A 10,600-nucleotide genomic window follows, 5' to 3' on the forward strand; every position below is an offset into this window, starting at 1 on the left:
TGATACAGCAGCAGGCAAAAGACGATGCACAGCCGCAACAGTCCGATATAATCCCTCTGTGGGAGGAAATCTGGCTTAAACAAAAAGAAGAAATCCGCAAGCGCCGCGCCGCTGAGGAAGCATCACAATCCGCCAGCGAACCGGTAAAGGCATAATCAGCCGTAACTCCAACATTCGGAGATACGGCTATTGCCCTTGCCTTTTTCTTTTCTTAATCAGGATTTCCGGCTTTCTTATAGGCTGTTTCTCGCATCTCCGGTCGTTTTTCGACCAGATTTTTTGTTTTTCCTCACCATATACCTTTTTTCATGGGGTGGGTACAAAAAAGGCGCTTTGCAAATTGGTCACACTGCACAAACGGCATTATGCAAAATGGTGCAAAATAATTAGACTTCTTCCATTTATACTTTTCTTAATTATACTCTTCATTTCATACTCTGCTCTGAGTATGAGAAAAAAGAAGAAAAATAAATTTGTTCGTTTTGTTCGGTCGATCTGTGCTACACTATAAACTGGGCGAAAGCCTAAGACAAGTACACATATTAAGACGCTATTTTTAAGAGCATCGGTTTTTCCGACGCTCTTTTTTTGTACCCAAAATCCCTTGCCACTGTGTAGGAGGTATCGAATTTACATATGTTAAGCAAAGAGGAATGGAACGCCAACAAGGATAGCACCAGCATTATTTATTGCTTTGAAGATGGCACGACCAAGGAAATCACAATGGCAGAATATCTGCGCGCTCATCCGGAGCATAGCGCTGAAGATTTTCGGATTATCAAAGAGCTTTCGGATGAACTACTGTACCATGATTACCATTCGGACAATTATCATGGATACTGGAAAGCTGATAAAGATTTCAGCGGACTGGCTGCTCTGGTTCCATCTCCAGAACCGGGGCCGTTGGAAAGCCTGCTGCGAAAAGAACAGCTTCGCTTTGCTTTTCGTGTAGCTGCGCGCCTGCTGCACAGCGGCAAGCTGACAGCTGTACAGCGCCGCTGCTTTATTGCATATTTCATCAAGGGTAAAACCGTAGCCGAAATTGCGCATGACGAAAAAACCTACCGCATGACAATCTGGCGGCATATTCGCCGCTTAGAAGCTGCCCTGCGCGACGCCGTTTGATATGTGTTCCATTGGAACACTTTTTTTATTTTCTGAAATGAGGAGTGAACACTATGCCAAAATTCACACCGCAGCAGCTTGATGAGCTTTATCACCAGACGCTTGCGGAATTTGCTGCATCCCCAGAGAAATGGACGAGCTTTCTCGACACAGCAGCACGACTGTACAAGTATGATTTCAAATCGCAGGTATTGATCTGGTCACAGCGACCGGATGCAACAGCCTGTGCCGAGTTGCCGCTTTGGAATGATCGTCTACACCGCCGCGTCAATCGTGGCTCAAACGGCATCGGTATCGTTGATAATAGCAGCAATCAGCCGCGTATCAAGTATCTGTTCGATATTTCGGATACTTCGCCGCGTGACCAGTCTGTTGCACCGCCGTATATCTGGCAGATGCGGAACGATGCATACGATACAGTTCTGGACGGTATCTCTGCCGCATTGGGCGAGAATATGCAGACCGATTTTGATTTCCCTATTAACCTGTATCTGTCCGCCCAGTGCTTTGCAGATAAGAAAGCCAGTGAATACACTGACAACACCGATCTGATCCGTATTGCGGTCAAGTCAACTGCTTACTGTGTCTTGCGGCGCTGCGGCTTTGATCCGGCGCAGTATAGCTCGGACATCTCGACTGGGAACCTCTCGCCGGACGAGCTTGCGCTTGTTGGACAGATTACGCAGGAAGCGTCTGAAACGGCATTGCGCTCGATTGAGCAGTCTATGAAGAACTTAGACGGCTGCAAACTTTTTCGATTTACAACGCGAAAGCGTATTGCAGAACAGCCTTCTATGTTGTATAATAAAGGTACTGAAAGAGTATCTGAACCGACAAAGGAAGGAGCTGTTATAGATGGCAAAACTGCCGAAGAAAGTGTATTACCACGAGGGGCCGGACGGCAAGATGCACCCCGATCTGGTAGAGCCGGAGTACGGCGAATGGGGCGCAGCGCGTCTGAGGTACATGAAGCAGTACCTGCCGGAGGAACTGATGGAATTGCTTCGGAATTGCGAGCTGAACCACTATCTGAACAAGCTGGATCGCCGCGCGATGGACAAATTCGAGTTGCTGGTAGCGCAGAAAGCGAAACAGCACAGAGTAACGGAAGAACTGAAAGAACGCGACCCGATGCAGTGGATCGGTCTGATGGGCAACATTCAGCACGAAGTGACGCAGATAATCGAGGAAACCTTCATTTACTAAACAGCCAAACAGCAGCAGAGCCGGAAAAGCCTGCTGCTGTTGCTTTTGAACAAATGTCGCTGATGGACGATAGCAGCAATGTGTTCCAGTCGAACACGCAGACTGCTGCACCTACCTCCGATGTGTTCGACTGGAACACGCCCGATGTTTCCGATGAGGTAATCAATCGCGTACTGACCGCAGGCAGCAACAGTACCCATAGCCGCGAGCGTATCGCGGCTTTTTTCATGCAGCCGAATGTCAGCATGGCGGATGCTGCTGCATTCCTGCGGCGAGAATACCGCGTAGGCGGTGCGGGCGTGCGCGTCCATAACATTGACCATTCCCTCTGGTTTGACGGCAACGGTCTGCGTATTGCACGCGGTCACGATACCCGCACGCCGCGTGCTGCTGTACTGACTTATGAAGATGCAGCTAATCGTATCTCCACGCTGCTGAAGAACGGTCAGTATGCGAGTGCAGCAGAGCTGACAGATGCAAAGCCTAATGAATATCGCGAGCTTGCATCGGAAATCTGGCACACCTATCACGATATGAGCGAGGAAGCGCGGGAGCAAGGCTTTTTTGCGCAGACAAAGGAATTTGCTAACGATGTTTTCCCTTCGGCTGTCAAGAAGCTGACCGCAGCGCTGAGTGACCCTGCACAGCGCACTGTACTGACCGGTGAAATGGCGGACTACGCACGCGCTGTGCAGCAAAACAGCAATCTTTGCCGCTTTTGCTTCAATGTGCAGCGTTCCGAAGATGCGGCAGAACGCTTGCAGCGTACCGAGCACATGACAGCACTCTATGCTGCCGCAGACGGTTTTGAACCGGCACGCGCTGCTTTTATCACTCAGGACGAAATCGACGAAATGCTGCGCAGCGGCAGCGGCATAGAGCGCGGCAAAAAGCGCATTTCTGAGTTTTATGCAGAAAATCATACGCAGAAAGAACGCATCGAATTTTTGAAAAACGAGTACGGCTGGGGCGGTCGTGCTTACGGCGGTTACAGCGAAAATCACGATGGCAAGGGTATTACATTCGAGCGCAGTATCGACAGAACTGTATACGATAGGATAACTCTGTCGTGGAGTCAGGTCGATCACCAGATTAGTACGCTCATCCGGCAGAACCGCTATCTGACACCGGAAGAACAGCGCCGGTATGCGCAGGAACGGACAGATACCGTAACGATTTCTGAACCGGAAAATGTGTTCCAGTCGAACACACAGAACGAGCCGCCTGCCGCCGAGCCAGACGATTTTTCGGATATTGACCCAATCGCAATCCGCGAGGCGCTTGCTGAACGCGGCATTGTCAACGGCAAAGTGGTTGACCCGGAAAAGCTGAACCGTGACCCGTTCATTCAGCGTGTCATGGCGGATGTGGGACAAACGCCGCAAGCCGATGTGTTACAATCGAACACACAAAAGCAGCAAGCGCCGGTTGACACACCGAACGACTATAATTCCATTAAACTGAATGCGTCTTACGCAGACAGTATCGTACTGTTTCAAATAGGCGATTTCTTTGAAATGTTTGGTGAGGATGCAAAACAGGCTGCGGCTCTGCTGGAATTAAACCTTACCACGCGCGAACTTCCCGGTACTGGTCGTGTGGAGATGTGCGGCATCCCGGCGCACAGCTTGGAGCGGTATGTGGAGAAGCTGCGCGACAAGCATGATGTAACGATTGCCGCCACCAAAGGTAACAGCACCGAGCGCCATGTCTATACTATGCGTTCCATTGACCATGAAGCAGAAGATGCTATAAACGCTTACGAAACTGAATTCGGTGCAGACGGCTTGCGGGCATTCCGCGATGCTTCTGCTGAAACACAGGCGAATGTGTTCCAATCGAACACGCGGAGTGCTGAGCCGACACAGCCTAAGCAGTTCATTGCCCATTTCTATGTTGCAGAGGATATTCAGAAACGCGGCGCTCTGGACATCAAGGAGTTTCATTCTCTTGAAGATGCTCTGAACGCTTACCATAAACTCCCGAACAACCAGAGAAAAGCGCTGGGAGCAATGAATACCGAAGATCTTCCGGGCAGTCTGGATTTTGTGCAGTGCGTAGACGGCAAGGACACCATTATTCAGGATTATACTAAGGTGGCAGGCTGGCAGAACGCCGAAGTCCTTAACAGTATCGCTCAGATTGAACGATCTCTCAACACCAGAGAAGCTGCGTCTGTTCCTGCGGAGAATGTGTTCCAATCGAACACGCCGGAAGAACCGGACAGCGACCGCTATGAGATCTACCAGCTTACGGCTGATCCAGCCAATGCAAAACTGCTGTTTACTTCTTACGACAGGGTTCATGCGGACGGCATGACGATAAACCGCAACAATTATGAACTGAAATATTCTGCACCGCTCACCCCGGATACCACATTGGACAACATTTATGATCAGTTTAATATCAACCGTCCTGCCGACTTTACCGGTCACAGCCTGTCAGTTTCGGATATTGTGGTGCTGCACCGGAACGGACAGGATACCGCGCACTATGTGGACAGCATCGGCTTTGCCGATGTACCGGAGTTCCTTACCGAGCAGACACAGGAGAATGTGTTCCAAAGGAACACGCCGCCGGAGCGCGATGTGTTCGAGGGCAATTCTCCGGCAGAACGCGCAGAACTTGCCGCGTCCGACCCAGATAATGATGTGTTCGATGGGAACACATTGAGCGAAGCCGTAGCGAGCGCCGAAGCGCATACCTCCGAAAACGATGATCTTTATGACACAAAGCGGCTTATCAGTCATTACTGGAGAAAATATTATAAAGAAGAATTCGGTACAAACGCCGACTTTTCTGACCTTTCCAATGTTAGCTTGGCATCTGGCATAACCGAGGACGGTCAGCATAAAATACAGGTCAGTGCTGATTTGAAAGCATATAGTCTTAATTACGCTGTGGATAATGAGATTGTTTTCAGTATTCCCAGCGATAGTCTGGATAATTTTAATGATCTTTTGACTGACCTTTATTTTGATGGACTGATTGGGCGTGCAGAACATGAATATTACCGGCTGCACCCAAACGAGGAAACGGTCGATACAGTCGCGGTCAACTCTCCGGCAGAGAGTGTCGAAGCACATACTCCCGAAGATAACGAAGTCGAACTTGCAAAGCGGCTTATCAACAATTATTGGAACGCAGAATTTAGCCGAAATGCCGATTTTTCCGACCTTTCCAATGTTCACTTAGGATCTGATACAACGGCAGACGGCCAGCATGAAATACAGGTCAGCGCCGATCTGAACGCTTATTGCATCAATTACGCTGTGGATAACGAGATTGTCCGCAGCACCTCATGCGATGATCTGGAAGAACTTAACGAGCTTCTGGCAAACCTTTATTTTGACTCGCTGATTGGTCGTGCAGCAGATTACTATTATGCGCGACACCCTGAGAACAATGATCTCCGGCACGCAAAGGTGAATATCAACAATTACTGGAAAAAGGAATTTGGCAATGATAAAAATGCCGATTTTTCTGATCTTTCCAATGTTAGCTTGGCGTCCAGCATAACAGCAGACGGTCAGCACGAAATACAGGTTAGCGCCGATCTGAACGACTATCGCATCAATTACGCTGTGGATAACGAGATTGTCCGCAGTATCCAATGCGATAGTCTGGAGGAACTGAATGGGCATTTGGAGAACCTTTATTTCAGCTCGCTGATTAGGGACGCAGAGTATGCCTATTACCAGCTGTATCCGAACGAGCGAACGGTTGATACGATTGATATGGACTGTCCGACAGAGCGCGCTAAACTGGCTGCATCTGCTCAGAATAATGATGTGTTCCAAGAGAACACATTGGCTGAAGCGGTTGAAAGTACCGAAACCCATACTGTCGAGGACAGTGATCTCAAAACCGCAAAGCAGCTGATCAACGATTACTGTATCGAGGAATTTGATACAATGGCTGACTTCTCCGACCTTTCTGATGTTGGTCTGGCATACAGCACAACGGAGGACGATGAGCATGAAATACAGGTCAGCGCCGATCTGAACACTTATTGCATCAATTACGCCGTAGATGGTGAAACGGTTCACAGCGTTCCATTTAATAGTCTGCATGAACTCAACGATCATTTTGCAAACCTCTATTTCGACGCGATGATCTCCGATGCAGAATACTACTATTACGAGCTGCACCCGAATGAGACAACGGAGAATGTGTTCCAGTCGAACACATCAGCCGACAACTCTATCATGGTGCGCTGTGAATGGAGTGAAAGCAGTGCGTTTGAGGACGGCAAGGTTTATCCCCTTGCTGAGTTTGACCGCTTAATGAAAAAAGCGGACGAGGATTTTGTTTCCGGTCGGGAAAACATCGAGCAAAAGTATGGTTCATTGGAAAATGCTTTCGATGCCGGATATGAAGAAGCATACCAGTATGCCGGTTACAATAAAACCAAGTTTACGCTTTTGCTGCCGGATGGCAGAACATTCACCGAGCGTCAGGATATTGGTGACGGTGACGGCGGCCTGCTGGATTTCCTTAGTCAGTATCCGGCTTATAATGATATTATGCCTATGCTGCGTGAAGCAGCAGGAAGTACGCCGGAATCGGAGAATGTGTTCCAGTCGAACACGCAGGATACGCCCACCTCCGAAACCGCCGATGTGTTCCAGTCGAACACGCCTGCGTATCAGGTTGGTGATACCGTTTATCTGGATAACAAGCCATTTGAAATCACGGATATTCGTGATTTTCATGTCGAGCTGCGTGATCCATCGCTGCTTTATCCGGTTTCCCGTCTTGAAAACCGCGACAACTTCACACAGCTGCTTGCGCAGGACGAACGCAATTCCGCTTTTATTCCCGCCGAGCCGAAGCAGGAACAGACTGCTGCTGTCCAGACAAACAACTTCCGCATTACGAATGATGACCTCGGCACCGGAACGCTTGGAGAAAAATTTGACCGAAACCTTGCGGCTGTCCGCCTGCTGAAAAGTCTGGAAGCCGCAGATCGTCCTGCGACTGCCGAGGAACAGCAGGTGCTCTCTCAGTATGTCGGCTGGGGCGGCATGGCAAGCGCGTTCAGTCCCAATAACCGCCGCTATGAGGAGCTGAAGAACCTGCTGACTGCGGACGAATACAAGGCCGCACGCGCGTCGGTTCTGAACGCGCACTACACCTCTCCGGTCATTATCAAGGCAATGTATGCTGCGCTCGGCCAGATGGGTTTTGAGGGTGGCAAGGTGCTGGAGCCGTCCATGGGTGTCGGCAACTTCTTCGGTATGCTGCCGGAGAGCCTGGTAAGCAGTCAGCTCACCGGCGTAGAGTTGGACAGCATCAGCGGACGGATTGCCCGCAAGCTGTACCCAAACGCCGATATTAAGATTACCGGCTACGAGAATACCAAGTTTGCAGACAACTCGTTCGATGTTGCCATCGGCAATGTGCCGTTTGGCGATTACAGCCTGCATGACCGTCGCTACGATAAAGACCATCTGCTCATTCATGACTATTTCTTTGTTAAGACGCTGGACAAGGTTCGACCAGGCGGCGTTGTGGCGTTTGTCACCTCCAAGGGCACACTCGATAAGGCTAATCCTGCCGCGCGCCGTTTAATGGCAGAGCGTGCCGACCTGCTCGGTGCAATTCGTCTGCCCAATACGGCATTCAAGGCAAATGCCGGAGCCAGCGTTACCACCGACATTCTGTTCCTGCAAAAGCGTGACACGCCGCCGGAGCAGCTGCCCGCATGGACGGAAACCGGCAAAAATGCAGACGGCATGGAGCTGAACAATTACTTCTTGCAGCACCCGGAAATGATTTTGGGTACGATGCAGGAAGTCACCACGCAATTCGGCAAGGATACCGCTTGTGTTCCCGATCCGAATGTCGAACTGGAAGATTTACTGTCCGCAGCAGTTCTTCATCTCGGTCACGAGAATGTGTTCCAGTCGAACACGCAAGAACCGCCTGCACCAGAAACCGCTGATGTGTTCCAATCGAACACGCAGAATACGCCCGCACCGACAACCAACGATGTGTTCCAATCGAACACGCCGATTGATGAGCTTCGTCCGTTCTCCTATGCTGTGCAGGACGGCAAACTAATGTTCAAAGAAGCAGACGGCAATCTTGTACCGTCCGAAATGAACGCTACGGCTGTTAAACGTGCTATCAGCATGATCGGTATTCGAGATGCTGCGCGCAATCTGATCGAAGCCCAGCGTGACGGATGTGACGATGAGCAGCTTCATGCTTTGCAGGCAGACCTCACGCAGAACTACGATACATTCGTAAAGGAGTTCGGCAATATCCACACGCGCGGCAATAAACTGGCTTTTCGAAAAGATGCTGGGTATCCGCTGCTGCTTGCGCTGGAAAAACTGGACGATGAGCAGAATGTAATCGGCAAGACCGCCATTTTCAGCAAGCGCACAATCAGTCCGCATATGGTTGCAACGCACGCCGATACACCAGAGGACGCGCTCGGACTGTCGCTGGCAGAACGCGGCAAAATCGACTTTGCATATATGTCCGCACTGCTTGACGGTATGCCGCAGGGGCAGATTACCGCTGCACTACGTCAGCAGATTTTCCTCGACCCACAAACACAGGAATGGCAGCCTGCGGACGAGTATCTTTCGGGCAATGTACGCGCCAAACTTGATATTGCACGCGCTGCCGCACAGAGTGACCCGAATTTCGCTGTGAATGTGCAAATGCTGGAGCGCGTGCAGCCGGAGCCGCTGACCGCTGCGGACATCAATGTAAAGCTCGGCACAACATGGATACCGCCGGAGGACATCAATCGCTTTATTCGCGATGTGCTGCACCCGCCATTTTATACTCTGAATAAGATTAAGACCTCGTATTCCGATGCCGCAAAGCTCTGGTATATATCCAATAAGAGTGTAGATAAAGACCCTCACTCACTGGCATATACGAAATACGGCACTTCCCGCGTGAATGCTTACGAACTTCTGGAACTGTCACTCAATCTGCGCGATGTGCAGGTCAGTGATGTAAAAATCATAGACGGCAAGGAAAAGCGTGTTCCGAATACCAAGGAAACCATTAAGGCAAGAAACGCACAGGACGCACTTCGTCAGGCTTTCAAGGACTGGGTATTTGATGATCCTGCGCGCCGCGAACGACTTGTGGGTTATTACAACGAACATTTTAATACCACCCGTCCGCGCGAATTTGACGGCAGTCACCTTACTTTGCCCGGTATCAATCCAAGTATTCAGCTATATTCTCACCAGAAAGATGCAGTTGCTCGTATTCTTTATGGCGGCAATGCGCTGCTTGCGCACTGTGTCGGTGCTGGCAAAACATGGACGATGGCTGCGGCAGCAATGGAACTGCGGCGGCTCGGACTTTCTCACAAGCCGATGTTCGTCGTGCCGAACTCGCTGACCGAGCAGTGGGGCACAGAATTTCAGCAGCTCTATCCCGGTGCAAATATTCTGGTTGCCACAGAAGCGGACTTCACTAAGGAGAACCGCAAGGCGTTCTGTGCACGCATTGCGACCGGCGATTACGATGCGGTCATTATCGGCCATACACAGTTTGAAAAAATACCGCTATCGCCGGAAAACGAGCGCAGGCACATCGAGCGGCAGCTTGATACACTGGAACTCAGTCTGACCGATGCAAAGCGGAACAAGGACTTAAACTTCACTGTAAAGCGGCTGGAATCCTCGAAAAAGAAGCTGGAAACCCGTCTGGAAAAGCTGATGGATGCAAAGGAAAAAGACGATGTTGTCACCTTTGAAGAACTCGGTGTTGACCGGCTGTTTGTCGATGAAGCGGACGAATTTAAGAACCTCGCTTTGTTTACAAAAATGCGCAATGTCGGCGGTATCAACACAAGCGCAGCGCAGAAAAGTGAAGATATGCTCGCCAAATGCGAATATCTGAATGAGAAAACCGATTATCATGGTGTATGTTTTGCAACCGGCACGCCGGTTTCCAATTCCATGACCGAGCTGTACACGATGATGCGCTATCTTCAGAACGATACGCTGGAAAGTGTCAATATGACCGACTTTGACAGTTGGGCATCTAACTTTGGCGAAACGGTGACGGCGATGGAACTGGCACCGGAGGGAACCGGCTACCGCACGAAAACGCGCTTTGCAAAGTTCTGCAATCTGCCGGAACTGATTAACCTTTGGCGGCAGGCGGCAGATATTCAGACCGCCGATATGCTTGATCTCCAGCGCCCGGAAGTGGAATACCACAACGTAAAGGCACAGCCGACAGCGGCACAGCAAGCCATGGTGCAGGAACTCGGCAAACGCGCTGA

The 10,600-nt window shown here is 50.3% G+C and carries 3 protein-coding genes; all 3 read left to right on the forward strand.

The window, feature by feature from the left end; translation table 11 throughout:
• The first annotated feature begins 636 nt into the window (after nt 1–636).
• The gene (locus tag C7386_RS12605) at nt 637–1,125 is read left to right on the forward strand and encodes an RNA polymerase sigma factor (RefSeq protein ID WP_116705671.1); all 489 of its coding nucleotides are present in this window, start codon (nt 637–639) and stop codon (nt 1,123–1,125) included.
• Nucleotides 1,126–1,980: 855 nt separating this feature from the next.
• Nucleotides 1,981–2,331, forward strand: coding sequence for a TnpV protein (locus C7386_RS12610; protein ID WP_116705672.1), 351 nt, complete (start codon nt 1,981–1,983; stop codon nt 2,329–2,331).
• 53 nt (nt 2,332–2,384) lie between these two features.
• Nucleotides 2,385–10,600 (forward strand): helicase-like domain-containing protein (locus C7386_RS12615; RefSeq protein WP_165815557.1); only part of this gene is annotated, 8,216 nt, incomplete at its 3' end.

It is taken from the genome of Agathobaculum butyriciproducens (genome assembly GCA_003096535.1).
GTDB classification, from domain to species: domain Bacteria; phylum Bacillota; class Clostridia; order Oscillospirales; family Butyricicoccaceae; genus Agathobaculum; species Agathobaculum butyriciproducens.

Coding starts and splice junctions, on each gene's coding strand:
- C7386_RS12610 (WP_116705672.1), top strand. CDS start 1,981: ATGGCAAAACTGCCGAAGAAAGTGTATTACCACGAGGGGCCGGACGGC.
- C7386_RS12605 (WP_116705671.1), top strand. CDS start 637: ATGTTAAGCAAAGAGGAATGGAACGCCAACAAGGATAGCACCAGCATT.